Below are 26336 nucleotides of genomic sequence, written 5' to 3' on the forward strand. Positions count from 1 at the left end.
GCGGCCGCTACGATGCGCGCTGGCTTCGGACACGGGCACGGTCACCGGATGCGTCGGACAGGATGTCTGCTTGCGCTCTTGCTGTGGAGTTTCATTGCACACGCCGCGGTCCCGTGGTCGCCGATGCACCCGACATCGGTCGTGCAGGCCGCGGGCGACCCGAGTGCACCCGGCGGCGCGACGGTGACACTGTCGACCGAGGTGACAGGCCCAGCGGGATCCGGCGCGATCACCTCTGTGGATGCGACGGCGTTCCGTGGTCGCGAAGTCGAACTGTCTGGCGTGCTCGAGGTCACGCACGGTGCGGGCGCAGCGGCGCTGTGGTTGCGTGCGGACGGGCCTGCCGGACGTCTGGCGTTTTCAGCACGGGCAGCCGCCCCGTCACGCTGCAGAACGGTGCACAGCCGCGCACGCTCCAGTTGTACATCCCGATGGACGCCACGCATCTGAAGTCCGGGGTCACACTGCAGTCGGCGGGTGCCGTGCGCGCCACTGCATTGAGACTGACGGCATTGGAGCCGGCGCGGGATACCGGTTCCGCCTACGCGCTGCTGGAGACGGCGATCTCGATAATCCGCGCGCACGCGCTCGATACCGCGCGTGTCGATTGGGCGGCGCAGTCACGTCGTTTGACACCGGCCTTGAAGGACGCGCCTGCGCAGGAAGCGCACGCGCACATCGAAGCGGTGCTCGAAGCGCTCGGCGACCGGCACAGTGCACTCCTGCCCAGGCGAGCGGCGGCGGACTATCGCGCCGGTGCTGTCGCGACGCAGTCGATCGACGCGCACGTGCGCGATGGCGTGGGCTACGTCCGGGTGCCGGGCGTGCGCGGTTCCGATCGCGAGGCCGGCCGGATCATCAGCGCTGCCCTGTGCCAGGCCATCGAGTCGCACAGCGCGGCGGCGTCTTCCGGTTGGATCGTCGACCTGCGCGAAAACGGCGGTGGCGCGATGTGGCCGATGCTCGCAGGCTTGCGCCCATTGCTGGGCGATGTACACATCGGCGCGTTCAAGGATCGTGCGGGCGCGTCGAGCCCATGGAAGCCCCGACCGATCGATGCCTGCAGCGCGGACCTCCTCCACGTCCCGGTGGCGGTGCTCATCGGTGCCCGCACCGCGAGTTCGGGCGAAGCGGTCGCGATCGCATTCAAGCGACGCGACCGGACGCGATTCTTCGGAACGCCCACCGCCGGACTGGCGACATCCAACCAGACATTCCCGCTGCCCGATGGCAGCGTGCTGATGCTGACGACCGCGGCGTTCGTCGATCGCGCGGGCGCGGCGTACCCGGACGGCGTGCCGCCCGACGTGCAGGTGGACGATGCGCAGACCGCGATCGACATCGCTACGGAGTGGCTGAAATCGCAGCAGCTTTGAGCGGAGGATGTTCCGCACCAGCACCGGACGCGATCGCAAGCATCAGCGGCGATCGCGTGATGTGCGTCTGGGCGCGAATAGCCCTCCGTGACCTTCGGCACTGCATGTTGACTACATCTGTAGTCAACATGCGCGTCGTTGATCGGACAGGAAATTCGAATGCGCATCTTTCTTGCGACCGCGATTCTTTGTTGTGCCGCATCGGGCATCCCTGCAGCGAATGCGGCGCAGGTCTCCGATGCGCTCGCGACCATCGAATCGAAAGCGGCGGCCTCGCATTCGGACGCGGTTCTGGTCCTGCGTGGCGACACGGTGCTGTTCGAAGCGGCCACGTCCGCAGAACCGGTGGCACTGATGTCCGCCACGAAATCGATCGTCGCACTGGCGATCGGACTGCTGATCGAGGATGGCAAGCTGGGCTCCATCGACCAGCCGGTCAGCACCGTGTATCCCGAATGGGCGCAGGGCAGGAAGCGTGAGATCACGATCCGGATGCTGCTCGACCATACGTCGGGCCTGCAGAACGTGCCGAACGCGGGAGTCGAACTCGAGAGTGCGCCGGACCTCGTGCAACTCGCGCTGGCAGCGGAGCTGACGAGCGCGCCCGGCACGACCTTCGCCTACAACAACAAGGCGACGAATCTGCTGACCGGCATCGTCGGCGCGCTGGCCGGCGAGCCGATCGACCGCTACGTCGCCGCGCGGATCTTCGCGCCACTGGGCATCACCGATTACACGTGGATGCGCGATGCCGCGGGCACACCGATGGGCATGGCCGGGCTCGCCCTGTCGGCCCGTGATCTCGCCAGACTCGGGCGTCTGATTCTGGACAAGGGCATCGCGCCTGATGGCCGACGCATTCTGGGCGAGGATTTCACCGCGATGCTGACGGCGGAAAGCGCGCGTTCGCCTGAGGTCGGCCTGCTGTGGTGGCGACATGCCGCGTGGGAGCGCTACACGCTCAAGGACGAGGCGCGCGCCTTCCTCGCGGACAAGGCCGTCGCTCCGGATGTGCGCGATGCACTGCTCGCCACCGCCGGCATGCAGTTCGGCAGTCGGATCGCGCTGACGGATTTCCTGGCACAGCGACTCGGGCCGGCGTGGCCGGCGCGATACGGCGAAGAGATCACCGGACGCGGCATCCGCCTCAGCGACATGTTCACGCAAGCCCGTGGGCCGGTACGTGCCTACGCCGCGAACGGCTATCTGGGCCAGCATCTGGTGATCGTGCCTGCCCAGGACATCGTGGCGGTGCGGCTCATCCACCGCCGGGAGACGCATGCGTTTCCCGGCGACGACTACGCGGATTTCGTCGGCGATGTCCTGCGTCTCGCGGATGCCGTGGAGGCGGACATGCCCGAAGCCTGAGGGCGCACGATCAACCGGACGCGTCCGTGTGCGCGCTGCGTTCTGCGTACCAGTCGACATACGGCGAATTCTTGGCCAGATGCCGGTTGTAGTCCGGCGTGCCATCGCGCCACCACACGGGGCCGCGTTCGCCGAGTGCGTGCTTCGCGACATCCACGTCGCGACGCGCCTGCGTCAGGGCAGTGGCGTCATCCGCCTGCTTCGCGTCTTTCACCGCACGCCGCGCATCCATCAGCGCATCGACCAGGCGCCGGCGTTCCGCCTCCGGCAGCCCGGGATTGCTCGCGCGCCACAGCCGACCGCGCACGATGAGATAGCGGCCGTCCGGTGTGAGCAGTTGCGGCATGCGATGTGCGCGTGATGCGGTGACGCGCGAGTCTAGACACAGGTCGCGTGTGCACTGCGCATGTGCGCTTCACGGCATGCGAAGGTCTGCGCCGCGAGGATCGGTGTTCCGGGCCGCCGATGTGCGCGGCCGTCATGTACGAGGTCTGCATGTCCCAGCCGACACCCGCTGCGCTCCCACCCGCCGCCATCGCGAAGGCGCTGGCCATCGCCATCGTCTCGACCGCATTGCTCGCCGCGTGCTCGCCGGCCGACGATGCAGCCGAACCGGCGGCCGATGTGCCTGCAGTTGCGCCGACGCCGACGGCTGCCGACGAAGTCGCACCCGAGCCTGCCACACCTGCGCCCGTGGCCGCGGGCGGCACCGTGGGCGGCGATGGATCGCAGATCGTGCTCGACACCTTGACCGAAGCCGACGTGACCGGCGCGAATCTCCAAGGTGAGCTCGCCTGCAGTTTCTCCGAAGACGGCCGGCCGCCGCTGCTGCACGCGGTGGGCGTCGTCGGGTCGCAGGATCCCGCGCAGGGCGTCGTGAAAGTTGCCGGCTATGTCGAACCCGTGCGAGCGCCTGGCGGCTTCGACGGGATGACGCAGAACCCGACGTTCACCGGTCAGGGGAAAACGATCCGCATCGAAGAAACCGGCGCGGCAATCGGCGGTGGCGAATCGCCGCCGCGTCCAGCCACGCTGACCTACCTGCGCGCCGATGGCGCGAGCCGCACCCTCGAAGGTCGCTGGCAGTGCGGGCCCTGATGCCGCGGCGATAGCACCGCGAATGTCATGCAGCACATCCGGGCAGCTTCGGCTGCCCGGATGGCGTCAGTGCGGGTGACGCAGGCAGAACGCGAGGATCAGCGCGGAGGCATCCGGGCCCTTGGCATCGGTGTGGCTACCTGACGGATCGCCGCCGCTCCACGCATGACCGGCGCCCGTGATCAGCACGTGCTCGACGCGGGCGTGGCCTTCGGCATCGACGAACGCGGTGTGCGTGCATTCGCGGCCGTTGATCTTCGTGGTGCCCGACACCTCCGCGCGCAGCGGTGGAACCGTCGCGGTGCCGGCGGTCGCATCGGCCACGATCGCGCTGCCGTTGTCGGGCCGCACGGTGTGGTCGGCCGTGCCGTGGATGACGATGGTCGGCACGCGCTGCGCATCTGCCTGGGTCCGCGTTTCGGGCCGCGTGCTGCGGCCCTGCATTGCGGCGAATGCGCCGGGCACGTCGGTCGCCGCGGCGAAGGGCAGACCCGAATGCGCGCCGACGGCGGCGAACTTTTCGGGATAGGTGCGACCGAGAATCACCGCCATGGCCGCGCCGGCGGACAGTCCCGCGACATAGACGCGGCGCGTATCCACACGATGACGGCGGGCGATGTCGTCGACGATGCCGGCCAGGATGGACGGTTCGCCGGCATCACGCGCCTGATCTTCACTGCGGAACCAGTTCCAGCATTTCTGTCCGTTGTCGCGCGCGGTCTGCGCCGGATACGCCACGATCACACCGTGCGCATCGGCAAGGGCGTTCATACGCGTGCCGGCCGCGAAGTCCGCGGGTGTCTGCGTGCAGCCGTGCAGCATCATCATCAGCGGCGCGACGGCGGCATCGGCCGCAGCGAGCGCCGGCGGCACATACAGGGTGTAGCTGCGCGTGCCGGCGTGGTTGCTGTAACTGTGCTCGGTGGTCGTGCCGCGCGCGGTGCGTGTCGTCGGCTCGGCGCCATGCAGGCGCGTGTTCGGCCGATCCGGGCCCGAGGTCTCGTCGTGCGCAGGTGAGGCCTGCGCGGAAGCGGCGTCCGGCGACAGGAGGCCGGCCTGCTGCAGGGCGTCCTGGATCGTCTTCTGCACGCCGGTCGCATTGCCATCGGCGCGGATGCCCGCCGACGACAGCGCATCCTGGATCGTGGTCTGGATCTGCTGCGCACCGGCAGTACCGCGGTCGAGCACGGATTTCGGGACCAGTGCGGTCATCGCCGGCGCATGCCGGCGGAACAGGGAGCTGAAGGATTTCAAGAGAGGCGCCAGGCGGAGAGGGGGAGTCCGCCTGCGCAGCGTACGGCCGGGCGTGTGAGCGCGATGGTGTAGCGCGGTGCACGTCCTGAATCGTGATTGCGGCGTTCAGTCGCCGGCGCGACGGAGCGGGGCTGGACCCCGCTCCGTCGCGCCGGTGCACTGCGGTCAGGGCGAGACGCGGCCTTCGATCGAATCGTCGAGCGTCTTGCCGATCGCGGCACCGACGACCATCTTCGACGCGGCGACGAAATCGCCGTGCTTGTTGTCCCAGTAGTAGCCACCGGTCGGCTTCACCTGGATCACGGTGATGCGCGGGTCGTCCTTGCCCCCGGTGAACCAGGTTTTCATGATCGGATTCCACAGGTCCTCGATACGCTGGCGATCACGGCTGATCGTCGCGTGGCCGTCGAGGGCGAGAAAGCCCGAGTGCTTCGAGGCCTGGAAGTACAGGCGCACGGCGGGGTCGGCCTCGATCTCGGCGTTCTTGTGGCTGTCGGACGCGCTGAGAAACCACAGTGCACCGGATGCGTCGGCCTCTTCGATCGCCATCGGCCGCGTGCCGCCGGTTTCGCTGCCAGACAACGGCGTGGTGCAGAAGAAACACGACTCTGCGTCCTTGGTCATGTCGCGGATGCGCGCAGCGGCATCGGTGCCGGCGAGATCCTCGCGGTTGTGTTCGGGCTGGTTGCGGTTGATCGAATCCATGGATGTCTCCGGAAGATGAAGTGCGAGTCGCTGTGGATGGCGCGGCGCGTGGCAGACGGACGCGTCAGTGCGCGCTGGCGCCCGGTGTGGCCGTCGCGTCGTCGTAGGACGCGCGGTTGGCGTCGTCGGAGACATCGGTGACCAGCGGACGGTCCGTGCGCGCCGGCGCCTCGTCTTCGATCCCGGGCGCGGCGGATGCGCGGCGCTGCCAAGCCTGGTAGGCGAAGTAACCGAGTGCGCCAGCGGCGGCGATTCTGAGAAGTCCCATGGGGGTGTCCTGTATCGAGTGGTGAGGGAAGGGCAGCGTCTGTGGCATCAGACACGCAGACGTCCGGATCCGGCGGACTGCGTGGAACCGGGACGCTGCACCCGCTGCCGTGAATCCCGAGCGACGCAACAGCATTCATGCGCGGCGAGGCGATGCATCGACAGGCAGGCTTCATGTCGCCGGCGGCCATCGGGCGACGTGGCCTGCACGGTCGGAGGCATGGACACCGAATCGCGGTGTCGCCAAGATGGCCGCGGGGAAGAAAAAGGACAGGGGCGTTATGGCGCGTTGGATGCGTCGTGTGTGGGCGGTGCTGCTGTGCATCGTGCCGGTCGTAGTGTGGGCGCAGCCATCTGCAGTGGATCTGGCGCCGTATCTGCGGCAGCCGCAGTTCCAGAGCGTGAAGATATCGCCCGACGGTGACTACTACGCGGTGATCACCGCGCTCGAAGACCGTACCGCGCTGGCGGTGGTGCGCGCGTCCGACAACGTGCCGACGGCCAAGGTCGTCGGCAAGCGCGATTCGGTGGTCGAGGATTTCTGGTGGGCGAACGATGAGCGCATCGTGGTCGCACTCGCCAGCAAGCGCGGGTCGCGCGACGAGCCGAGTTCGATCGGCGAACTGCACGCGGTGAATGCCGACGGTAGCCATCCGCGATTGCTGGCCAGCCCGTTCGGCGCGCGCGGACCATTGGATACCACGGTGCAGTTGCTGCTCGAGCCTTCGGTCTACCTGTTCGACACGTTGCCCGGCGACAGCCGCAAGGTGCTGGTCTCGGCGGTCCCGCAGATCAGCGCCCCCAACGTGCGCGTGGAGCGGCTCGACATCTACACCGGCCGGCGCGACACGGTGGCGATGGTCCCCGTGCGGCGCGCGAAGTTTCTGGCCGACGCGCAGGGCCGCGTGCGCTTCGCGTCCGGCGCGAATGCCGACAACGTGCAGAAGCTGTTCTATCGCGAAGACGACGGCAGCCCATGGCGGCAGATCGACGCGAGCGCGTCGGCTGGCCGGAATACCTACGCGCTGGGGTTTTCCGAAGACGGCCGCGTGGCGTATCTGCAGATCGAACAGCCCGACGGGCCGGATGCGATCGTGGCCTGGGATCCCGTCACCGACCGTTACACCGAGTTGCTGCGCGACGCGAAGGTGGACCCCTACGGAATTCTCTACGCGCTCGATGGGCGCACGCCGATCGGGGCATCGTTCATGACCGACCGCGTGCGAAACCGGTTCTTCGACAACGCGCATCCCACCGCGCGTCTCTATCGCAGTCTGGAGCCCGCATTCGATGGTGATGCGATCCGCATCACATCGACCAGTGGAGACGGACGACTGGCGCTGGTGTCGCTATGGAGCGATCGCAACAGCGGTGACTACTTCCTGTTCGACACCGTGGCCAAGACCGGCAGCCGGATCTTCGCGCAGCGCGAGTGGCTGCATCCGGCGGACATGCTGGCCAGCCGCGAGGTGGCATTCGCCGCGCGCGATGGCCGCCAGATCCACGGCTATCTGACCGTGCCGCGCGACACGACAGGTCCGGCGCCGCTGGTCGTGCTGCCGCATGGCGGGCCGTTCGGCGTGTTCGACCAGTGGGGTTTCGACGAGGACAGCCAAGTGCTCGCGGCCGCGGGATACGCGGTGCTGCGCGTGAACTACCGGGGCTCGGGCAACTATGGCCGCGCGCATCTCGATGCCGGCGCGCAGGAGTGGGGCGGCGCGATGCAGGACGATCTCACCGATGCCACCCGCTGGACGGTGGAGACCGGGATCGCGCAGGCCGATCGCATCTGCATCTACGGCGCGAGCTACGGTGCCTACGCGGCACTGATGGGCGCGGCGCGCGAGCCGGATCTGTACAAGTGCGCGGTCGGCTACGTGGGGGTCTACGATCTGGGGATGGTACATCGCGACCAGTCCGCCAGCCGCTCTGGCCGCACGTGGGCAGGCGAATGGATGGGCGCGCGCAACACCTTGGCGGCACGCTCGCCGACCACGCTCGCCGACCGCATCCGGATTCCGGTGCTCCTGGCGGCAGGTGGGCAGGATCTGCGCGCGCCGCTGGCGCACAGCCAGCGTATGGAACGCGCACTCAAGCGCAATGGCGTGCCGGTGGAAACGCTCTACTACCCCAACGAAGGACACGGCTTCTACACCGAGCCGCACCGACGCGAGTTCTACACGCGATTGCTGGAATTTCTGTCGACGCATCTGGGCGGCGCGGTCGCGAAACAAGCGGCTCATCGAGACGCGGGGCGATGAGCGATCCCGCGTAAAAATAGGCCGCGTGTCTACGCGGCCTATTCAACAAACTTAAAGCGGTATGCAGTTACCCCTGGAGTCGCAGTAATACTGCAAAAGGAAGACCCAGGATTCGCCATCGCAGTACCAAAGGTTGTAACCAGATGCGAGCGGCGTGGTCGTCTGCTGACCTGCCTCTGTGCAAGGGATATCCGGGTAGGCCGACGCGCTGCCGGCGAACAGGAAACTGGCCGCAATGATTGCGGATCCACCGAGCTTCAGTAACGATTTCATAAGTTCCCTCTCCTTCATGCGCCGCCTCCGTGCGCGCGTTCCGACGACCGGGCGGCGATGCCGTCGGTAATTCACAGTAGCGAACTGGGCCTGCGCTTTAATTGACCCACATCACTGTTCGAGCCCAACGTAGGAGCGGGTCTGGATCGTCGACTCGGAGGCCCCGATGCAGAACGACTTGCAGATCGAAGTGCGTCGTCAGCCGCAATCGCTTCTCCACGTGCACGTGCGCGGCGACGCGACGTTCGCCCACACGATGGCGTACTGGCATGCAATCGCCGAGGCGGTCGAGCAGCAACCCGCGCACGCCCTGCTGCTGGTAGACGAACTGATCGGGCCCGCGCTGACCGCGGGGGAGTGGGTGCGGCTCGTGAGCGAAGTCGGTCCGCGACTCGGACGCCTGCGGATCGCACACGTGAAGCCGCACGGCCTCGACACCGTCGAGTACTGCGTGCTGTCGGCGATGGGCGCGGGTCTGGATGCGCGCGTGTTCGAGGACGCGCGCATGGCCAGCCTGTGGCTGCGCTACGGGCCCGTCGACGCGTAGGGATCAATCGCGCGTATCCGGTGCGTCGGCACCGGCGGCCTCAGCCGTAACGCGCGAGGAACATGTCGACCGCGCCTTCGGCGACCTGACGCTGCTGCGCGGCATCGAGCGCCGGTTGGCCCATCGACATCTGCGGCCAGAACGCGAAGCCCTTCACCAGTGACTGCAGCTGGTGCGAAGCGAACAGGGGATCGTCGATCTTCAGACGTCCATCGGCAGCGGCGGCGCGTACCCAGGTGGTGATGCCTTCCTCGCGATCGCCGAGGCGTTCGAGCATCTGCCGCGCGAGTTCGGGCGAATGCAGGCCGGCCGCGATGGCGACACGGGCGAGATCGACGAAATGCGGGTCGTCGAGCAGGCGCAGCTTCTGGTCGACCAGTTCGAACAGCTGCGCGCGCAGTGGCCGGTCGGCGCGATAGGCGAGATCGGGGCCGCCGACGCCACGCGCGAACATCTCTTCGAGGATGCGCAGGAACAGCGCGTCCTTGCTCGGGAAATGGTTGTAGACGGTGCGCTTGGACACGCCAGCCGTCGCGGCGATGCGGTCCATCGTGGTCGCCTCGAAACCGGCGGCGCGGAATTCCGCCACGGCGGCATCGAGGATCGCCGCGTGCTTGCGGTCGGTCAGGCGGGTCGGAGTGTCGTCGGATCCGGACATTACGCAAGTTTACACCGAGGGGTTTACTTTCCCGATCCGATAAATACACTGCACGGTGTAGTTCCTACTCATGGATCCCGAATGCCCGCGTCCTCCCCCGCCAAGCCACGCCGCCGGATCCTGCGTCGCCTGGCCCTGTCGATCCTGTTCGTCTCTGGAGTTCTCACCGTGAGCGCCTGCACCCTGTCGTTCGTCCGTACCAGCCAGCCCGTCGCCGATCACGCGGCCTCGCCACAGTCGGCCGAGGGCCGCTTCCGCAATCCGTCGCCACGTCCGCCGATGGGCGTCGCGAATGGCGCGAAGCTGTGGTGGGACTTCATGTTCAACAAGCCGCGCGGCACCACGCCGCCGCTGCCCACGCCGGTGTTGCCGATGACGCGCGCCGCGCTCGATGCCGCACCGGACCGCAGCCTGTATCGCCTCGGCCATTCGACGCTGCTGATCAAGTTGCGCGGCGGGTTCTGGATCACCGATCCGGTGTTCGCCGAACGCGCCTCGCCGGTGTCGTTCGCCGGGCCGAAGCGCTGGCACGCACCGCCGATCGCGCTTGAGGATCTGCCGCCGCTGCGGGGCGTGGTGCTGTCGCACGATCACTACGACCATCTCGATCGCGAAACCGTCGTCGCCCTGGCGCAGCGCACCGAGGTCTTCCTCGCCCCGCTCGGCGTCGGCGACCGCCTCGTCGCATGGGGCGTGCCGCAGGCCAAGGTGCGGCAGTTCGACTGGTGGCAGTCGGCGGAGATCGACGGCCTGCGCTTCACCGCAACGCCCGCGCAGCATTTCTCCGGCCGCGGCCTGTTCGATTCCGATCGCACGCTGTGGGCGTCCTGGGTCATCGAGGATCCGTCGAACGCCGCGGACGACGCCGGCCTGAAATTCTTCTTCAGCGGTGACACCGGCTACTTCGACGGCTTCGCCGAGATCGGTCGCCGCTTCGGGCCGTTCGATGTCGCGGCGCTGGAAACCGGTGCCTACGACCGTCGCTGGGCCTTCGTGCACATGCAGCCCGAGCAGACCGTGCAGGCGCACGTCGACCTGCAGGCACGCGTGTTGTTGCCGGTGCACAACGGCACCTTCGACCTGGCGATGCATGCCTGGGACGACCCGTTCGAACGCGTCAGCGCGATCGCGGCCGAGCAGGGCGTGCGTCTCGCGACCCCGCGCATGGGCGAACGCGTCGATCTGACCGCGCCGCAGCCGGGCAGCGCCTGGTGGCGGGAGATGCGGCGCGAGTGATGCCGCATCGATGGGTGCAAAGCGCCAGGTCGATGCCACCGACACGGATTTCGGAGTTATCGGCTTGAGTGACGCGCGCGCGGGGTAGAGGATCGAGCGCATGGAACGGGCGCGTTGCCCGCGGGAGTCGCAGGGATGCATCGACCCAACCGGACGGCTCGTGTCGTCGCCTTCGCACTCATCGCGTTGCTGACTGCATGCGGCAACGTGGATGCACCGGTCGCGCCTTCGACGGCCGCGACTGTGGATGCGCCGCTGTCATCGGAGGCGAACGTCGAGGCGGTCGTCGCCGATCTGCACGCGGGCATGGGTTATGCCGATTTCCGCGAACGCGTGCTCGCGCACGGCTGGACGCCCCGCGCCAGCGCGACGTGCCGGGCGGACATGGTCGGCGACGATGCCGCCGCCGTGTGCGCGCGCAACCCGCAGCTCATCGCGTGTCGCATCTGCGACGCGCTTCCGGAGCTGCAGTCCTGCAGCGGCGACGCACGTTGCCTGGTGCGCTTCGGCCACGCAGGCAGCGCGCAGGATCTCGAAGCGCGTGCATATGGCGAGGTCGACGCCTGGCGGGATGCAGGCGACGACGCCGGGCTGCAGATCACGGCATGGGACTTCGTGCCTGCGCCCACGCCGTGACATCGCACGCAATCACACGCATGGCCAGGACGGCCGGAAATTTCCACGGACGGGAGTACGACGATGGGCAATCCGATCCATGCGCTGATGTATCGCGGCGAATCCGGCGCAGCCGGTTACAACGCCTTCAATCGCGGGACCTATGTCGATGCCGGCGGGCGGGGACGCATCCGCCCCGGCGAACCGCCGACCGACTTCGCCAGGCTCACGGTGGGCGAGCTGCAGGACCTGCAGCATCTGCCGCGACACGATCCGGACCGCGTGTTCGCGGTCGGCAAATACCAGATCATTCCCTCGACGATGGATGCCGCCGTGGCTCGCCTCGGCATCACGCGCGATACGCTGTTCACACCCGAACTGCAGGACCGCATCTTCACCGACTACCTGCTGCGCGAGAAGCAGCCTGCAGTACGCGACTACATCATGGGCGCATCGAACGTGACACGTGAGCAGGCGCAGCTCGGCCTGGCGCGCGAATGGGCCAGCTTCGGCGATCCGTTCAAGGACGGGCGCAGCCACTACGGCGGTGCCAACCGGGCGCACATCACGCTCGAGCAGAGTGCCGACGCGCTCGACCGGATGCGTGAGGCCTATGCACGTGCGCAGGCGCAGGGTCTGTGGCGCGATGCGGCCTGGCGGGCGGCGGCGACGATCGATTCCGAGACCCGGACCCTCGCCACGGCAGCGCCTGCGCGAACATACGGCGAACACCTGCGGTCGAACGGGCTGCTCCGCGAGGGCGCAACAGGGGAGGCCGTTCGCGCACTGCAGGCGGATCTCGCACGCCTCGACTACGTCGGGCAGGACGGTCGGCCGCTCGCGGTCGACGGCCGCCTCGGACCGGACACCGCGCACGCGGTGCGCATGTATCAGCGCGACGAGGGGCTCGATGTCGACGGTATCGCCGGGCCGAAGACGCTGGCGTCCATCGCACTGCAGCTGGAGGCCCGCACCGGGGACACGCCGCGTGCACCGGTCGAGGCGCTGCTGGATGCGTTGCACACCGGTGACGATGCGCTTCGCGAGGCGCTGGCGCGCCTGCAGCAATCGCAGGTGGGTCAGCAGTGGCAGCGGCAGATGGACGACGCGTCGGGCCGCGCGACGGCGCAGCTGCAGTGCGGTCCCGAGCAGACGCCGGAGGGCGGCGCCCGCGGACCGTGACAGCGCTTCGCACCCGGGCGTGCGGGCCATGGAAAACGCCGCAGCCTTGCTCTAGGATTCCGGCCAGGCACCACACGGAACACGTCGGTGCGAATGCCGTCCCGCGGGACGCACACTGGATCTTCGAAAGGACTCGAACGTGATCAGAATCCTGTTGCTGGGCATGGCCCTGGTCGTCGGTGGCGTGCTGGCGTACGAGCACGGTCATCGCATTTCCGAATCGGACGTGCGTGCGCACGTGCAATCACAGCTAGAGGCGACGCGCCGGTTCGACGGCGATGCGCTCTGCAATTCCATGGCCAAGGACTATCGCCTGCAGGGCGTGTACTACGTCGCCGGCACCCACGAGCGACGGGACACCCGGCGCGACGAGACATGCCGCAATGCGCGGGACGGCCTGGCGGCCCTGCAGTCGGTGTCGGCGCATACCGGCGGACTGCTGGCGGTGGACATCACTTACGAGATCACCCGGATCGAACTGGCACCGGGTGGCCGTCGTGCGCTGGTCGAGGCGACATCGACCGCGAAGATCGGCGGTCGACTGTTGTCACGCACGCGTGCGAAAGGCCATCTGTCGCGCGCGTTCTGGCGGGTCCGCGATCACGGCGGCGAGGCGCAGAACTGGATCTATATGCCCTGACGCCACTGCACGCGCGCACCCGCGGCTCAGGGCGCGCCGAAGCCCGGGCTCGAATGCGAGGTGCTGCGCGGCAGGGACGTATCGAGATCTTCTTCGGCGATCAGCGGATCGCCGTGCGGCGCAGTGCGTGCACCGTCGTCGGGCAACGACCGCACCTCCTGCCGCGGCAGGGCGGTCTGCGCGTCACGCTTGCGCTTCCACGCGCGGAACGCGAAATAGCTCGCCGCGCCAGCGGCAACGATCCTCAACATCTTCATAGCGGCTCCATCGATCGGGTGGGGACGACAGGGTGGCGAGGGCGCGGTGAGCCGCACGTGACCTGCCGCAATATCGCGGGAACACGCGGTGCGCACCGCGCGATGCCGACGCTGCGCAGCGGCGACGCGTCAGTCGCCGTGCCGCAAGACGTCGATCAGCGCCCGCAACGCCGGTGGCGTCTGGCGACGGCTCGGGTGGTAGAGGTGGTAGCCGGGAAACGTCGGGCACCACGCATCGAGTACCTGCACCAGACGCCCGGCGGCGAGATCGTCGGCGACCTCGTGGTCCATCACGTACCCCAGGCCCACGCCGGCGCGTACCGCAGCCAGCGTCAGCGGCACTTCGTCGACGACCAGCGGGCCCTGGGTGCGCACGTTGTACTCGCGGCCATCGCGTTCGAACTCCCAGGGCAACAGGCCACCGGTGCTCTTGAGCCGGTAGCCGATGCAGGCATGGCGATCGAGATCGCCGGGAGATGCCGGCGGTGCGTGGCGGGCGAAGTAGTCCGGCGTGCCGACGACGATCGTGCGCAGGTCGGGACCGACGCGCACGGCGATCATGTCGCGGTCGACGTGTTCGCCGAAGCGGATGCCGGCGTCGAAGCCTTCGCCGACGAGATCGGTCAGGCCGTTGTCGATGCTCACTTCCACGCGCACGTCGGGATTGGCCAGCAGGAATGCCGGCAGTTTGGGTTCGAGCACCATCTGCGCGGCATAGGCGAACGTCGTGATACGGACCGTGCCCGACGGTGCATCGCGCCAGTCGCCCAGCGCCAGAAGTCCGTGCTCGATCTCCGCGAGCGCGGGTGTCAGCGAACGCAGCAGGCGCTCGCCGGCCTCGGTCGGGGCGACGCTGCGCGTGGTGCGCGCGAGCAGGCGCACGCCGAGCCGCGTTTCGAGTCCGCGCATCGCGTGGCTCAGCGCCGAGGGCGACATACCCAGCGTGCCGGCCGCCTTCGTGAAGCTGCGCGCGCGGGCCACGGCCGCGAAAGCCAGCAGATCGTTGAGTTCGCCTCGTTGCATTGCTGCAGTGTGCTCACAAGCCCATGCGGCCGGCAACGGCTAATCCTGAGCGGCCATCGCGCCTAGCCTGTGTGCAGAGCGCCACCCCCGCGGCGACACGACTGGAGACCTCGATGGACCTGACCCATTACCGCAGTCTCGGCCGCTCCGGCCTGCTGGTGAGCCCACTCGCGCTGGGCGCGATGACCTTCGGCACCGAGCGCTGGGGCACAGATGCCAACGCTTCGCGCGCCGTGTTCGATGCCTACGTCGAGGCCGGCGGCAATTTCGTCGACACCGCGGATCTGTATTCGGCCGGGCGCAGCGAGGAGATGCTGGGCGGCTTCGTCGCCGATGCCGGCCTGCGCGACCGGATCGTGCTGGCGACCAAGTCCGGTTTCCCGCGCGTGCAGGGCAACGCACACGGCGGCGGCAACGGCGCGAAGAACATCCGGACCGCGCTCGACAGTTCGCTGACGCGTTTGCGCACCGATTACATCGATGTGTACTGGATGCATGTCTGGGACCGGCTGACGCCGCCCGAGGAAGTGCTGCAGACGATGACCGACGCGGTGCGGTCCGGCCGCATCCTGCATTACGGTTTCTCGAATACACCGGCCTGGTACGTCGCGCGTGTGGCGACGCTGGCGCAGGCACATGGTCTGCCGGTGCCGATCGGCCTGCAGTACCAGTACTCGCTGCTCGATCGCGGCGTCGAACTCGAGGTCCTGCCGGCCGGCGATGCGCTCGGCCTCGGCCTGGTGCCGTGGAGTCCGCTCGGTGGCGGACTGCTGACCGGCAAATACGGTCGCGACAAGCTCGCCGATGCAGCGCGTGCCTCCCGGTTGCCGGGTGATGCGAGCGGCGACGGTGGTCAACGCAGCGAGGACGACGGCCGCCTCGATGGTGAGAACCCGTTCGGCGGCATGCTGTTCACCGAACGCAACTTCGACATCGTCGATGTGGTGCGCGCCGTCGCCGAGGAGATCGGCCGTTCGATGGCCGAGGTTGCACTCGCGTGGACGGCGCGTCGGCCTGGCGTTTCGTCGGTGCTCGTTGGCGCGAGCCGCGTCGAACAGCTCCACCAGAACATCGCATCGCTCGATATCGAATTCACTGCGGCGCAGCAGGCGCGCCTCGACGCTGCGAGCTTGCCGCCATCGATCAATCCCTATTTCATTTTCCAGTTGCCGCCGCGGATGCGGTTCGGTGTCGAGCACGCGACCGGCTGGGCCGCGCGCTGACGTTCGATCGCAGGTTCAATGCGCGCTCTGCGCCGCCTTGCGGTCGAGCAGGTCGGCTTCGGCGCGCAGGAACACCATGCCGGTGTGCTCGCCCGCCGCGCCCTGCGTGGTGCCGGTGAGGAAACGCAGGCCGTGCGCGGCGGTGCGCGTGGCGATCTCGGTCTGCAGGCGTTCGAGCGTGCGTGCGGCATCGGCGCCGTGCAGTACCGCCACGTACTCGCCGCTACCGCTGCTGCGGTTCACCGCATCGGTGCCGCCAGATGGCAGGGCCGATTCGAGCGCGGCGTCGAGTTCCTGCAACAGTTTCTCGGTGCCGCGTTCGCCCACGCGCGCGACGGTGCCGGCGAGGTCCTGCAGCTCGATCAGCGCCAGCGTGTAGCCGGGATCTTCCACGGCGACGCCTGTCTCGGCGGCGGATGCAGGCGCAGGTGCGGCGGTCGCGACGAAGGCCTCGTGTTCGAGCGTGCGTTCGCGGGCGCGGGCATCGAGCAGCGTCATCGTCAGCCGCGCGAGCGACTGCAACGCCGCGCGCTGCGCATCGGTCAGATGGCGCGGCATGCCGTCGAGCACGCAGACCGTGCCGATCGCAGCGCCGTCGGGCGTGACCAGCGGCATGCCGGCGTAGAAGCGTGCATCGCCCTGCTCGCCGTTGACGAACGGATTCGCAGCGAAGCGTGCGTCGCGTGCGAGGTCCGGAATCTCCATCAGCGTGTCCGGCGCGCGGATCGCGTGATCGCAGACAGCGGCGCTGCGGTCGGTCTGGGTCTCGTCGAATCCCGTGCGCGCCTTGAACCATTGACGATCGCGATCGATCAGCGTGATCAGCGCGGTCGGTGTGCCGCACAGCGTGGCGGCCAGTTGCACGATGTCGTCGAAAGCGCCTTCGGGCAGGCTGTCGAGGACGTGATAGCCATCAAGCGCGCGCTGGCGCGTGGCTTCGTCGAGGGGCGGCGTGGCGATGGCCGTCATGGTCGCGCGTCCTAGGTGCGGGACGAAAAGCCTAGGCAAATGCACGTTAAAAATGGGCATTCAAAGGCATCACGCGACGACGCGCCCTTACACTGCGACGCCCTGCTCACGGAAGGCCGTATGCCGCCTCGTCCGCTGTCCACCACCGGTCGCATCTTCGCTGCCGCGGCGTTCTTCGAAGCGCTCACCTGGGCCGGCCTGTTGATCGGCATGCTGCTCAAGTACGGCACGCAGACCACCGAGCTTGGTGTGTGGTTCTTCGGCCGACTGCACGGCGTTGCGTTCCTGGTCTACCTCGCGGTCAGCCTGTTCGCTTGGATCCGGCTGCGCTGGCCGCTGTGGGCGGTGCTGGTCGCGCTGCTCGCCGCGATCCCGCCGCTGGTGACCATTCCGGTGGAGATGTGGTTCCGGCGCCGCGGACTGCTGTCGGCGTCACGCGACTGAGCGTGGCCAGCCTCAGCGCTTGACCGCCAGCACGCCGTCGAGCGCGAGTTCGGTTTTCAGGCCGGACTTCTCCAGTCGCCGCGCGACTTCGCGCGGGACGTCGCGGCCGCTGGTCAGGCGGTTCGGTGCGCCGGTGTAATGGAACAGGCGGCCGCCGCGGCGCAGGACGCGGGCGAGGTGGTCGTAAAACACCTGCGAATAGAGTTCGCCGGCGATACCGAAACGCGGCGGGTCGTGCAGCACCGCGTCGACGCTCGCGTCGGGGATGTCGACGATCGCCTGCGAGACATCAGTGTGTGCGAGGTGCAGGCGACCCGCGGTGTCCGGCGCGTCTGGATCGGGCGACCACGGATTGAGCGTGCGCAACCACAGCACGTCCTCGTTCTTCTCGAACGAGAGAATCTTGGCGACGCCCGATTCGAGACAGCATGCGGCGAAGTAGCCGAGGCCGCCGCAGGTGTCGAGCACGGTCTTGCCGCGCGGCGCGACGAGCGCGACCTTCTGCCGCGCGTCCTCGATCGGCGAGATGCGCGCCGACACCAGCATCTTGATGCCGTCGATCTCGAACGTCGGCGGGCCCCAGTCGGTCGGCACGAGCTTGATCAACGCGCGCCCGTAGCGCGACACCGCGGTCCAGTCGTCGCCGTCCAGTACATAGAGCGTGCGGTCCTTCAACGGGCCCGGCCACGGATACGCGCGGTCGCGCCACGACCAGTGATCGCCTTCGAAGGTCACGGTGTCGACGTTGCGGCCCAGATCGAGCGAGCCCGTCCAGTCGTCCGCGCCAGCGCGTTGCGCGGCCCGCATGGCATCGGCGGTGTCGCGGGTCAGCAGGGGGCCGGTGACGTGGGGCATCGCGGGATCGGGTGACGGATCGGGCCGGCATCGTAACCGGTCCGCGTTGCGCCGCTGTCCGATTGGCCGCGCTTCGACGAGAATCGCGACTCCGGACGGATCCCGTCCCCTCATCGGAAGTCGTCGCATGCGCGTTGCCGCTTTGAGCCTGGCCGTCTCGGCCGGATTGCTGCTGTCGGGGTGTGGATTCAACGTGTCGGGAAGCGGCGATGGCGGCGGCGCCGCGTCGACCGCGAGGGCGGACGACAGCGCAACCGCGCTGGCGCTCGACGGCGAGGTGGCCGGCGAGATCACCTCGTCGAGTGGCATCAACTACAGCGACGGCAGTCGCTACCAGCGTTTCACGTTGCCGCTGACCGAAGGTCAGGCCGTGTCGCTGACGCTGGAAGGCGCGCTGGCCGGCACGCTGGCGGTGTTCGACGGCGATCAGCTGATCGCGCAGGGCGAAGGTCCGGGTCTCGCGTTCCGTGCGAAGTCGGCGGGCGACTATCTGGTCGCGGTCAGCGGCCGCGGCGCCGAAGCCTTCGGTCCGTTCCGCCTGGGCGCGAAGACCATCGCGGCCTACGACGGCAAGCCGCTGATGGGCGAGGGCGAAGTCATCGACTGGCTGACCGGCAGTGCGCAGGACTACACGTTGCAGGTCGAGCGCCCGGGTCTGTACACGATCACGCTCGCGTCGAGCGCGTTCGATCCGGTGCTGCGCGTGCGTGGTCCGAACGTCGAGGCCGAGAACGACGACAGCGGTGGCGGCACCGATTCGATGCTGCGCCTGTTCCTGGAGCCGGGTACCTACACCTTGAATGCCGCTGCGCTCGAAGACGCAGGTCGCGGTGATTTCAATCTCGCCGTGCGCTATGCACCGCTGCCCGGCGGCATGGTCACGCGTGACGGCACGGCGCTGGTCTCGGGCCAGGTCGCGGTCGCGCGCGTCGAGGGCGGCAGCGGCCGTCGCTTCGTGCTCGAGGTACCGAATGCGGCGCAGGTGACCTTCGAAGCGCGTTCCGACGAGTTCGACACCGTGCTGCACGTCGACGGTCCGGGCGGCACGTTCGAAGACGACGATGGCGGTTCGGGCACGAATTCACGCCTGTCGACGCAGCTCGCTGCGGGACGCTACGAGGTGCGTGTCGAAAGCCTGGGCGGCGGATCGGGCATGTTCGAAGTCGAAGCGCGCATCGACGGCGTCGACGCGCCGGTCGTGGAAGCGGTGACTGCACCCTGAATTTCCGCAATGTGTCGGTGACGCGGCATGTGGACCCGCATGCCGCGACCGTTCTGACGGCGTCGGGTTCCTCATCGCCGTAAACGGAACTTGAACGCGCCGGTGCCGAATGCGTGCAGGACGCGTGAAGGTTTGTGTGCGCTTCAGCCTTGAAGGTCTCTACTGCGGCCCGCGACGCCCCCTTGGCGTTGCGGAACTTCCCCCGCAGACGCGCGATCGAGTCACCGATCGAGCGCGTCCAAGACCAAGAAAGGATGGCCCCGATGAAGAAGCTCCTGATTCCCGCCGCGATCGCGGCTGCGCTGTGCGCTCCCACTGCCTTCGCCCAGAGCACCGGCGGCGACACCTACCGTCCCGATCTGCAGGTCGGCCAGGGCAATGCCTTCGTGGCCGGCAACGTCGGCCGCACCGACGGCGGCACCGCCGGCCGTTTTGGCACCGGTGATTTCAACGTGTTCGAAAGCCGCGACGGCCGCAAGACCGGCTATGGCCTGGTCGGTGGTTACCGCTGGAAGCTGTCGCAGAACTTCGGTCTCGGTGTCGAAGGTGGCTACGCCGACCTCGGCAACATCGAAGTGCGCAACATCAACAACGGTGACGACGTGAACCAGCGCGCCGACCGCAATGCCCTGCGTGGCTGGCAGGTCGGCGGCAACGCGCGTCTGAACGTCACCCCGGCCTGGTACGTCAGCGGCCGCGGCGGCTTCTTCCGCGCGTCCGACAACAACGTCGACTACTACAACTCGGTCGGCCAGGATCTCGGCCTCGAGAGCGGTGGCAGCGATGGCCGCAACAGCTGGTACGCCGGCGTGGGCACCGGCTGGAACGCCACCGAGAACTTCAGCGTCGGCGTGCATTACGACTACTACCGCGCGAAGGCCGGCGACGTGCGTGATCCGGTCTCGGGCGCCCGCTTCGAAGGTCCGAAGCGCTCGACCGCGCTGCTGGGCCTGCAGGCCGAGTACACGTTCTGATCCAGCGGTCCTGATCTGCTGCAATGAGAACGGGCGCCCCGAGGGCGCCCGTTTTTTTGCGTCGCGTTCGTAGATTGGGTAGAGCGCGGCCATCTCTCGAAAAATCAGCAGCGATGGGTTTCGCTGCGTTCTATCCATCCTACACATGTGGTCCGTCGGCTCAGAACACGTAGTTGATGCTGACCAGCGCCGTGCGCGGCGCGCCGGGCATGCTGGTCGAGCGCCAGTAATCGGTGTCGGTGAGGTTGGTCACCGCCAGCGTCACCGTCCACGGCATCACGCGCCAGCCGAGCGAGGCATCCCAGCGCGTGTAGCCGGCGCGTTCGCTGGTGTTGGCGGCGTTGTTGAACACCGGGCCACGATAGGTCACACCCACTTCGCCGTAGAACGCGCCGTCCGGTGCGTAACGGATGAACGCGTTGCCGGTCTTGCGCGCCACGCCGATGCGGTACTTGTCCTCGTTCGCCGGCGTCATCTTGTCTTCGACCACCTTGGCTTCCTGCAGGCCGAACCCGCTGCGCAGATACCAGTCGCGTGCGAGGCGGCCGGTCAGGCTCGCTTCGACGCCGCGCGAGCGCTCGCTGCCGCGCACCGCGAAGGTGAAGGGATCGTTCTCGGGATCCGGCCGGTAGCGCACGTTGTAGAGCTCGAGCTCGTAGACCGCGAGCTGCGACGACAGGCGCCCGTCGAACCAGTCGCTCTTGAGGCCGGTCTCGATCTGGCGCGAGTACTGCGGTTCTTCGTCGAACACCGCGTTCTCGGCAACGGCCACGCTCATCAGGCCGCGGCCGCCGTAGGGCGCGAAGTTCTTGCTGTAGGACGCGTAGACACTGTGCGCGTCGACCGGCTGCCAGATCAGGCCGACGCGCGGGCTCAGGGTGGTGCCGTCGTAGTTGCGCGTCTGGTTGGTGATGCGGTTGGTGGTGCGGAAGTCGAAGCGGTCGAAGCGCGCGCCGGCCAGCACCTTCCAGTGATCGCCGAACGCCATCAGGTCCTGCACGTACAGCGCCTGCGATTCCGCGCGGTGACGGTTGGACGTGCGCGCCGCGCCGCGCGGCGTCTTCGGTGCGACCCACTGCGGATTGTAGGGATCGACGCCGAACGGATACGCCAGCGACGGATCGGAGGTGGCCGCGGATGTCGACAGATCCGGATTGCGCTGCTCGCGGCTGTCCTCGATGCCGACCAGCAGGTCGTGTTCGATTGCGCCGGTGCGCAGGCGGCCGGTCAGATCGACGGTGTTGCTCAGCGTGCGGTTTTCGGTGTCCTGCCAGGCGCGGGTGAAGGTCATCAGGCCGCGCGTGTTGCAGGCGCGGCCCGTGCTCAGCAGACGGCCGTCGAGACCGCAGTAGGTGCCGGCATAGAGATGGTCGAAGTCCTGGCTGACCTCGCTCAGCGCGGCGGTCCACTTCACCGACCAGTCGTCGGCGATGCGGTAGTCGAGCACCGAGCGCGCCATGCGCATCGTGTCTTCGACGAAGTCGTCCGGATGCGCATAGGCGATGCGGTGCGACACGTCTGCCGGTAGCGCGTCGTAGGCCGGTGCGCGGTCGGGAATGCGATGGATCTTGTCGTAGGTGTACTGGCCCAGCCAGGTCAGGCCGTTGCCGTTGTCGAACAGCACGCTCGGCGAAATCATGCGGTTGTCGTTGGCGATGCCGCGACGGAAGCTGTCGGCCTCCTCGTAATCGGCGGTCAGGCGCACGGCCCACTGCGGCGACAGCACTTCGTTGATGTCGAGCGTGCCGCCCTGGTTGTTCCAGCTGCCGAAGCGGATGTTGGCGCTGCTCACGCCATCGAAGCGCGCCTGCTTGCTGACCAGGTTCACCATGCCGCCGCCGAGGCCGCGACCGTACAGCACCGACGCCGGGCCTTTGACGATCTCGATGCGCTCGACGTTCGCGGTGCTGCGACGCACCTGGCCGGCGGAGCGCACGCCATCGCGGTAGATGTCGTTGGAATCGGCCTCGAACCCGCGCAGCAGGATGCCGTCGCCGCGCATGTCGTAGCTGGTGTCCACGCCGGGCGTACCGTCGAGCAGCACGCTGAGGTCGTTGAGGCCGTAGACCTTGGACTTGCTCATCTCCAGCGTGTTGATCGTCTGCGGCACGTCCTTGGGATCGAGCGCGGTCTTGGTCGCGGTCGACACGGTGCCCGGACGGCTGTCGTCGCGGTCGAGCACGTCGGCGGTCACCACGAGGGTATCCAGGGTGGTGGCGGACGGCGGCGGCACCTGCGCGGCGGCCGGCAGCATCGCCAGCGACAGGCAAACGGACAGCACGCGACGTGCGGGGCGCGGCTGCGCGTCCCCGGAGTTGTTGGTCACTTGGATTCCCGGATGAATACGGCCGGCGGCCGGATTGGCGCGCATGCTAATGCGAATCATTCTCGCAAACAAGAGCCAGCGCAGAAGGGGCGTGCGTGGTATCGGAAAACACCGTGTCGTCGCGTCGTGACTTTGCCTCCACGTGTCAGCACGGGGGCTGACCGGACGCCTGCCTGTCCCGGACGGTTTCACGGCTGCGCCATGGCGCGCCGGGCCTGATGGCCGCCCAACCCCCGAACTGGAATCACCATGTCTTCAGTCAACGCCACGCCCCGCGTCCGCCTGCACATCGACGACACCGGAGGCGATGGCCGCCCGGTCGTGCTGATCCACGGCTGGCCGCTGTCCGCCGAATCCTGGAAGGCGCAGACCGGTCCGCTGCGCGATGCCGGCTATCGCGTCGTGGCCTATGACCGCCGTGGTTTCGGCCGCTCGGAGAAGCCGCCGACCGGGTATGAGTACGACACGCTCGCCGCCGACCTCGCTGGCGTTCTCGAGGATCTCGATCTGCGCGATGTCACCCTCGTGGGCTTCTCGATGGGCGGCGGCGAAGTCGCGCGCTACATCGCCAACCATGGCGAAGACCGCCTGCACAGCGTCGTGTTCGCCGCAGCCGTGCCGCCGTACATGCTCAAGACGTCCGACAATCCGGACGGTCCGCTGACCGAAGAGAAGGCCAAGGAAATGGAAGACGGCCTCAAGCAGGACCGCGACACCTTCTTCGACGGCTTCACCCAGGACTTCTTCAGCGCCAACGGCGAACTGAAGGTCGACGAGAAGACGCGCCAGGAAGCGATCGCGCTGTGCAAGCAGTCCGACCAGACCGCTGCGCTCGGCTGCATGAAAGCGTTCGGCACCACCGATTTCCGCCAGGATCTCGAGAAGGTCACCGTGCCGACGCTGGTGCTGCACGGCGACAGCGACGGCACCGTCCCGTACGAAGGTTCGGGCAAGCGCACGCACGCGGCGATCGCCGGCAGCGAGGCTGTCGTGGTGCCGGATGCGCCGCACGGCTTCAACGCCAGTCACGCCGATGCGTTCAATCGTGCATTGATCGCGTTCCTGCAGAAGTAAGGGTTCAACACCGAGACGACTTCGAAGGCCGCGTCCATCCCGACGCGGCCTTCGTCTGTCCTGCTCACTGAATCGTCGCTCGCCAGCGGGCCCATGGCCGGCCGCATCGACGACCGCGTCATGCCAACGCACGCACTTTGCACCCAGCCCCCGAACCGGAAGCCACGCCATGTCCGTTCCGACCCACGACACCTTCGCCCGTTACGACGAGCGCCTCGCCACCCCCGCTCCCGACGAAGCGGAGTTGGCGGCCGATCTGGTCGAGGTGCTGCAGTCGATCCAGCAGATCACCCTGGAGGACGAAGGCCACGGCCTGCGCGCCGTCCATGCCAAGAGCCACGGCCTGCTGCAGGCCACGCTGCACGTCGACGACGGCCTGGCGCCGGAACTCGCGCAGGGCCTGTTCGCGCAACCCGGGCGTTACGACACGGTGCTGCGCCTGTCGACGACGCCCGGCGATCTGCTGTCGGACCGCGTGTCCACGCCGCGCGGGGTCGCGATGCGGATCTGCGGCGTCGAAGGTGCGCGTCTGGAAGGCAGCGAAGACATGGCCGTGCAGGAATTCATTCTGGTCAACGGGCCGACCTTCAACGCGCCCGACGGCAAGGCCTTCCTGCGCAATCTCAAGCTGCTGGCCAGGACCACCGATCGCATGGACCGCACCAAACGCGTGATCTCCGCGATCCTGCGCGGCACCGAGCGCGGCCTCGAGGCGATGGGCGGCGAAAGCACTACGCTCAAGGCGATGGGCGGCGAGCCGCCGCACCACATTCTCGGCGAGACCTTCTTCACCCAGCTGCCGATCCGGCATGGCGACTACATCGCCAAATACCAGCTGGTGCCGGTATCCACGTCGCTGCGCGCGCTGACCGACGTGCGCCTCGACCTCAAGGACGACGACGCGATCCGTGATGCGGTGGTCGCGTTTTTCGGCGCCAACACCGCCGAGTGGGAACTGCGCGCGCAGCTGTCGACGTCGCTGGCCGACATGCCGGTCGACGATGCATCGGCGGAATGGGACGAGGCGCGCAGCCCGTTCCGCACCGTGGCGCGTCTGGTGGCCGGACCGCAGGCGGCCTGGACGCAGGCCCTGAGCCGCGAGATCGACGATGGCGTGGGCTTCAGCCCGTGGCACGGCCTGGCCGCGCATCGTCCGCTGGGCGAGATCATGCGTCTGCGCAAGCCGGCGTACGAGGCCTCGCACCGGTTCCGCGCGCAGCACAATGGACAGCCGCTGCAGCGCGGATGTCCGTTCGCCGGCGCGGGTCCGCGTTCGTGAGGCGTTGCCACGACGCGTGAGCAACGCCGTGTCGTGTTTCGTCGTATGACCCGATGTCGACGCCGGCTGCGCGCTGGCATCATGCGGCGATGCCGCCGCTGACCCTCGATCACCTGCGCCGCCACGCGGTGGCGCGATCCCTGTTCAAGCCCACCACGCTGATGCGCGCGGTCGCACGGCTCGGCTTCGTGCAGGCCGATCCAATCCGTGCACCAGCGCGCGCGCAGGATCTGACGCTGCGCCATCGCGTGATCGACTATCGCGCCGGTGATCTGGAGCGCCGCTATCCGCGACTGGCGCTGGAAGAGGATTTCTTCGTCAACTACGGCTTCCTGCCGCGCGCGACGCAGGCGCTGATGCATCCGCGCATCGCGCGCGAGAGCTGGACGCCTGCACGCTGGCGACAGGCACAGGCCGTGCGCGCCTTCATCGCCGAGCGTGGCGCCGTGCACCCGCGCGAGGTCGACGCGCATTTCGCCCACGGCAAGGTCACCAACTGGTTCGGCGGCTCGTCGAACGCCAGCACCCAACTGCTCGACGGCATGCACTACCGCGGCCTGCTGCGGGTCGCACGACGCGATGGCGGCACGCGGGTGTATGCGCTGCGCGAGCCGGATGCGGCGCAACTGGATGCGGACGAGATCGACAGGCGTCTGGACCGGATGCTCGATCTGCTGGTGCACAAGTACGCGCCATTGCCCGACGCCAGCCTGCGCCGGTTGATGTCGTATCTCGGACGCGGCGTGCCGCAATGGCATGCCGAGCGCGCGGCGACGCTCGCACGTGCGCGGACACGCCTCGGTGGTGCACGCATCGATGGCATCGACTGGATCTGGCCCGCCGACGAATCACCGCAGAGCCGACGCTGGCGTCCCGATGCCGGTGTCCGGCTGCTGACACCGTTCGATCCTGTGGTCTGGGACCGGCGCCGTTTCGAACTGCTGTGGCACTGGCGTTACCGCTTCGAGGCCTACACACCGGCGCCGAAACGCCAGCTCGGCTATTACGCGTTGCCGCTGCTGTGGGGCGATCGCGTGATCGGCTGGAGCAACGTGTCGGTGGTCGGTGGCGCCTTGGACGCGCGCTTCGGCTATGTCGACGGCGCGGCGCCGCGCGACGCGGCGTTCCGCGACGGACTCGACGCCGAACTCGAACGCATGCGGGTGTTTCTCGGTCTGGCGTGACGCGTGCGACGCAGCCCGGGGCGCGT

At 68.0% G+C, this 26336-nt stretch carries 26 protein-coding genes; 16 read left to right on the plus strand and 10 right to left on the minus strand.

What is annotated here, in order from left to right:
* Nucleotides 1-113 precede the first annotated feature (113 nt).
* Both V3391_RS14420 and V3391_RS14425 read left to right on the plus strand, forming a co-directional pair.
* Nucleotides 114-1376 carry a S41 family peptidase gene (locus tag V3391_RS14420; protein ID WP_332079141.1) on the plus strand — a complete coding sequence of 421 codons (1263 nt, stop codon included), beginning with the start codon at nt 114-116 and terminating at the stop codon, nt 1374-1376.
* Between the two features lie 159 nt (nt 1377-1535).
* Nucleotides 1536-2744: a serine hydrolase domain-containing protein gene (locus V3391_RS14425; RefSeq protein WP_332079142.1), complete on the plus strand. Its 1209-nt coding sequence runs from the start codon at nt 1536-1538 to the stop codon at nt 2742-2744.
* Nucleotides 2745-2754: 10 nt separating this feature from the next.
* Here the strand turns inward: V3391_RS14425 and V3391_RS14430 are convergent, their stop codons facing one another.
* A complete protein-coding gene (locus tag V3391_RS14430) occupies nt 2755-3090 on the minus strand; it encodes a hypothetical protein (protein WP_332079143.1) in 336 nt (111 codons plus the stop codon).
* Nucleotides 3091-3239: 149 nt separating this feature from the next.
* Between V3391_RS14430 and V3391_RS14435 the strand changes: the two genes are divergently transcribed.
* On the plus strand, nt 3240-3842 hold the full coding sequence (locus tag V3391_RS14435) for a hypothetical protein (RefSeq protein ID WP_332079144.1): 603 nt from the start codon (nt 3240-3242) through the stop codon (nt 3840-3842).
* Between the two features lie 66 nt (nt 3843-3908).
* Here V3391_RS14435 and V3391_RS14440 read toward each other — a convergent pair whose 3' ends face one another.
* The 3 genes from V3391_RS14440 to V3391_RS14450 form a co-directional block, all read right to left on the minus strand.
* Complete coding sequence (locus V3391_RS14440; RefSeq protein ID WP_332079145.1) at nt 3909-5054, minus strand: extracellular catalytic domain type 1 short-chain-length polyhydroxyalkanoate depolymerase; 1146 nt, start codon at nt 5052-5054, stop codon at nt 3909-3911.
* Nucleotides 5055-5261: 207 nt separating this feature from the next.
* On the minus strand, nt 5262-5801 hold the full coding sequence (locus V3391_RS14445) for a pyridoxamine 5'-phosphate oxidase family protein (RefSeq protein WP_332079146.1): 540 nt from the start codon (nt 5799-5801) through the stop codon (nt 5262-5264).
* A 64-nt stretch (nt 5802-5865) separates the two neighbouring features.
* Nucleotides 5866-6069, minus strand: coding sequence for a hypothetical protein (locus tag V3391_RS14450; protein WP_332079147.1), 204 nt, complete (start codon nt 6067-6069; stop codon nt 5866-5868).
* A 292-nt stretch (nt 6070-6361) separates the two neighbouring features.
* Here V3391_RS14450 and V3391_RS14455 point away from each other — a divergent pair, with 292 nt between their 5' ends.
* Nucleotides 6362-8329 (plus strand): alpha/beta hydrolase family protein, encoded by a 1968-nt coding sequence (locus V3391_RS14455; protein WP_332079148.1) that lies wholly within the window; start codon nt 6362-6364, stop codon nt 8327-8329.
* A 439-nt stretch (nt 8330-8768) separates the two neighbouring features.
* Nucleotides 8769-9149 carry a hypothetical protein gene (locus V3391_RS14460; protein WP_332079149.1) on the plus strand — a complete coding sequence of 127 codons (381 nt, stop codon included), beginning with the start codon at nt 8769-8771 and terminating at the stop codon, nt 9147-9149.
* Between the two features lie 40 nt (nt 9150-9189).
* Here V3391_RS14460 and V3391_RS14465 read toward each other — a convergent pair whose 3' ends face one another.
* Nucleotides 9190-9807, minus strand: coding sequence for a TetR/AcrR family transcriptional regulator (locus V3391_RS14465; protein ID WP_332079150.1), 618 nt, complete (start codon nt 9805-9807; stop codon nt 9190-9192).
* A gap of 120 nt (nt 9808-9927) precedes the next feature.
* On the opposite strand from V3391_RS14465, the gene V3391_RS14470 reads away from it, so the two are divergent.
* The 4 genes from V3391_RS14470 (at nt 9928) to V3391_RS14485 (ending at nt 13480) form a co-directional block, all read left to right on the plus strand.
* Nucleotides 9928-11043, plus strand: a complete 1116-nt coding sequence (locus V3391_RS14470) for an MBL fold metallo-hydrolase (RefSeq protein ID WP_332079690.1) — start codon at nt 9928-9930, stop codon at nt 11041-11043.
* 135 nt (nt 11044-11178) lie between these two features.
* Complete coding sequence (locus V3391_RS14475) at nt 11179-11679, plus strand: hypothetical protein (RefSeq protein WP_332079151.1); 501 nt, start codon at nt 11179-11181, stop codon at nt 11677-11679.
* Between the two features lie 63 nt (nt 11680-11742).
* The gene (locus V3391_RS14480; RefSeq protein WP_332079152.1) at nt 11743-12840 is read left to right on the plus strand and encodes a peptidoglycan-binding protein; all 1098 of its coding nucleotides are present in this window, start codon (nt 11743-11745) and stop codon (nt 12838-12840) included.
* 139 nt (nt 12841-12979) lie between these two features.
* Nucleotides 12980-13480 carry a hypothetical protein gene (locus V3391_RS14485; protein WP_332079153.1) on the plus strand — a complete coding sequence of 167 codons (501 nt, stop codon included), beginning with the start codon at nt 12980-12982 and terminating at the stop codon, nt 13478-13480.
* Between the two features lie 26 nt (nt 13481-13506).
* Here the strand turns inward: V3391_RS14485 and V3391_RS14490 are convergent, their stop codons facing one another.
* Entirely contained in the window at nt 13507-13731 is a 225-nt protein-coding gene (locus tag V3391_RS14490; RefSeq protein ID WP_332079154.1) for a hypothetical protein, read from the minus strand.
* Between the two features lie 135 nt (nt 13732-13866).
* A complete protein-coding gene (locus V3391_RS14495) occupies nt 13867-14760 on the minus strand; it encodes a LysR family transcriptional regulator (protein ID WP_332079155.1) in 894 nt (297 codons plus the stop codon).
* Between the two features lie 113 nt (nt 14761-14873).
* Between V3391_RS14495 and V3391_RS14500 the strand changes: the two genes are divergently transcribed.
* On the plus strand, nt 14874-15983 hold the full coding sequence (locus tag V3391_RS14500; protein ID WP_332079156.1) for an aldo/keto reductase: 1110 nt from the start codon (nt 14874-14876) through the stop codon (nt 15981-15983).
* A 15-nt stretch (nt 15984-15998) separates the two neighbouring features.
* Here the strand turns inward: V3391_RS14500 and V3391_RS14505 are convergent, their stop codons facing one another.
* Nucleotides 15999-16952, minus strand: coding sequence for a GAF domain-containing protein (locus tag V3391_RS14505; protein WP_332079157.1), 954 nt, complete (start codon nt 16950-16952; stop codon nt 15999-16001).
* A 120-nt stretch (nt 16953-17072) separates the two neighbouring features.
* Between V3391_RS14505 and V3391_RS14510 the strand changes: the two genes are divergently transcribed.
* A complete protein-coding gene (locus tag V3391_RS14510) occupies nt 17073-17396 on the plus strand; it encodes a DUF3817 domain-containing protein (RefSeq protein WP_332079158.1) in 324 nt (107 codons plus the stop codon).
* Nucleotides 17397-17408: 12 nt separating this feature from the next.
* Here V3391_RS14510 and V3391_RS14515 read toward each other — a convergent pair whose 3' ends face one another.
* Nucleotides 17409-18251, minus strand: coding sequence for a class I SAM-dependent methyltransferase (locus tag V3391_RS14515; protein WP_332079159.1), 843 nt, complete (start codon nt 18249-18251; stop codon nt 17409-17411).
* 127 nt (nt 18252-18378) lie between these two features.
* Between V3391_RS14515 and V3391_RS14520 the strand changes: the two genes are divergently transcribed.
* Both V3391_RS14520 and V3391_RS14525 read left to right on the plus strand, forming a co-directional pair.
* Nucleotides 18379-19473, plus strand: a complete 1095-nt coding sequence (locus tag V3391_RS14520) for an ABC transporter substrate-binding protein (RefSeq protein WP_332079160.1) — start codon at nt 18379-18381, stop codon at nt 19471-19473.
* 263 nt (nt 19474-19736) lie between these two features.
* Nucleotides 19737-20447 (plus strand): outer membrane protein, encoded by a 711-nt coding sequence (locus tag V3391_RS14525; RefSeq protein WP_332079161.1) that lies wholly within the window; start codon nt 19737-19739, stop codon nt 20445-20447.
* 160 nt (nt 20448-20607) lie between these two features.
* Here V3391_RS14525 and V3391_RS14530 read toward each other — a convergent pair whose 3' ends face one another.
* Nucleotides 20608-22773: a TonB-dependent receptor gene (locus V3391_RS14530; protein ID WP_332079162.1), complete on the minus strand. Its 2166-nt coding sequence runs from the start codon at nt 22771-22773 to the stop codon at nt 20608-20610.
* 249 nt (nt 22774-23022) lie between these two features.
* On the opposite strand from V3391_RS14530, the gene V3391_RS14535 reads away from it, so the two are divergent.
* From V3391_RS14535 to V3391_RS14545, 3 genes are all read left to right on the plus strand, one after another.
* On the plus strand, nt 23023-23847 hold the full coding sequence (locus V3391_RS14535) for an alpha/beta fold hydrolase (protein WP_332079163.1): 825 nt from the start codon (nt 23023-23025) through the stop codon (nt 23845-23847).
* A 169-nt stretch (nt 23848-24016) separates the two neighbouring features.
* Nucleotides 24017-25126 (plus strand): catalase family protein, encoded by a 1110-nt coding sequence (locus V3391_RS14540; RefSeq protein WP_332079164.1) that lies wholly within the window; start codon nt 24017-24019, stop codon nt 25124-25126.
* 53 nt (nt 25127-25179) lie between these two features.
* Complete coding sequence (locus tag V3391_RS14545; RefSeq protein WP_332079165.1) at nt 25180-26310, plus strand: DNA glycosylase AlkZ-like family protein; 1131 nt, start codon at nt 25180-25182, stop codon at nt 26308-26310.
* The last annotated feature ends 26 nt before the right edge of the window (nt 26311-26336 follow it).

The sequence above is a fragment of the Luteimonas flava genome, from assembly GCF_036584485.1.
Lineage (GTDB): Bacteria > Pseudomonadota > Gammaproteobacteria > Xanthomonadales > Xanthomonadaceae > Luteimonas > Luteimonas flava.